Genomic DNA, 1,613 nt, shown 5'->3' on the forward strand with positions numbered 1-1,613 from the left:
TAGCTACCGTCGTCAGGCTGCTACCGAGCGCTTGAACAATTCTCTATCATCCTAATCGCTCTATTTTTTTGTTTCTATTCGCAAGCGATCTGTACTTGTCGTTTCGATCTGAACTTCCTTTTCGCGTTAACTACCCGACAATAATCTGTCACGACACGCAAAACACTTGACATTTAATACTCACTTCACGCCAATTAATTTGACGTTGATACTTAGGCTTTCGCCGCTTGGGAGTTAGTTCTACTGTCGGTGGCGCTACCTTTTGACCTGTGCGGATATGGCAACCATCAAGTTCCACTAATAGTTGTTCTACACCTGGTCTTATGTTTAAAGGCTGTAGATAGTCCCCACTTGCTGCAAACAATCTGGTTTCTACATATTGCTGTGCCTTTTGAGCCGTCTTCTCTACTTCTCGACGCACGGTAGCTCGCTCAATTGCCCAACCGTCGTAGTGTTCCTTAAATCGTTTGGGCAAGCAGCCAAACGATTCTTCTGTTCCAAAATCGGACAAACCTCTTTGCACTGCAACAGAGCTTTGTCCTGGCTCTATCCCTAGTTGCTCTTTAACTGAACGCGCCTCTCTGCCTGTGCTTTTATTCCACAAGTAAGGTGATGGAATATCAATCGCACCGAACAGAGATAAGTATTTTACCCGTTTAGCTCGATGAATAGTTAAACCAGTTGCTCTAGCTTTCTGAGTCACTTGGCTACTTAATTCTAATAAAACTAGTGACATTACAAGAAATCCTATCCGTCGCAGCAGTTTGTTGACTATGCTATCGAGTTCATGTATCTTGTTGCCTAAATCCGGTTCGCGCTCCCATAGGGCTTGGAATAGTGTGTAGCTGATAGATTGGAATATCATTATATTCAACTTGCATGGCAGTGTCTTGATTGGCTTAATCTTACTTCTGTAACACTGCCATATTCTTTAACAGTTTCAACTTCAAGCATTAATCACCTAGCTCATTTAGCTACCAACCACTTTTGACCACACCCTCAGCGAGGTTCAGTCACAAGAGCATCTATCAGCTTTTAAAAAAGACTTAGGCACAAATCTGGCAATGCTGGTGATAGTAGCCCAGATACTCTTGGGCTGTAGTGGTAGAGGAAAAAGAAGCTAGAACAACTAACTCTAGAAGTAATTGCTTCTATTACTTCTAGGCAATCGATACTGTCCGCTCTATAGTGTAGCCGGAATATAGAGAATTGGTATTAGAGATACAGATGTTTCAAATTTGAGGTAGTTCAATAGAGGAGAAGGGCAAGAATTTACAAACGGGAAATCCAAAGTAGATCCGCTCCCTTTACGATTGTTGGAGCTTGTAATTGGGTAGTCTTTAAAGCCTGGATTGCCAAGTGCTTGATGAATGCTCTCAAACCAGCACAACGGCTAATAATTGATAATGCTTTTCACAAATTAAAAGCCGCAGTCCTAAGCATCTAGTTCTGTTCGGCTATTTACGAGAGGCAAAAGAATAAGGACGAGATGAAATCAAAAATAGGCAAAGGATGATGCTTCAGTAATTGAAGCATCATCCTTTTGCTTAAAAATAGACCTGGCACTGAGCTATTGTTCCGTGGGGCAACCCCCAAAGTATCGTCGCCGCAGC

Annotated in this window: 1 protein-coding gene and 1 pseudogene; one reads left to right on the forward strand and one right to left on the reverse strand. The window is 42.4% G+C overall.

The window, feature by feature from the left end; all coding sequences use genetic code 11:
- Window positions 1-148: 148 nt before the first annotated feature.
- Window positions 149-736: a hypothetical protein gene (locus AC2VE5_RS27140; RefSeq protein ID WP_486890642.1), complete on the reverse strand. Its 588-nt coding sequence runs from the start codon at window positions 734-736 to the stop codon at window positions 149-151.
- 564 nt (window positions 737-1,300) lie between these two features.
- Here AC2VE5_RS27140 and AC2VE5_RS27145 point away from each other — a divergent pair.
- Window positions 1,301-1,420, forward strand: a pseudogene (locus tag AC2VE5_RS27145) (IS630 family transposase); the annotation flags it as partial.
- Window positions 1,421-1,613: the final 193 nt, after the last annotated feature.

The sequence above is a fragment of the Aliterella sp. E5.1 genome, from assembly GCF_057473825.1.

What these genes read in the sequence shown, in the direction of transcription:
- AC2VE5_RS27140 (WP_486890642.1), bottom strand. Translation starts at nt 736, where the DNA reads ATGTCACTAGTTTTATTAGAATTAAGTAGCCAAGTGACTCAGAAAGCT.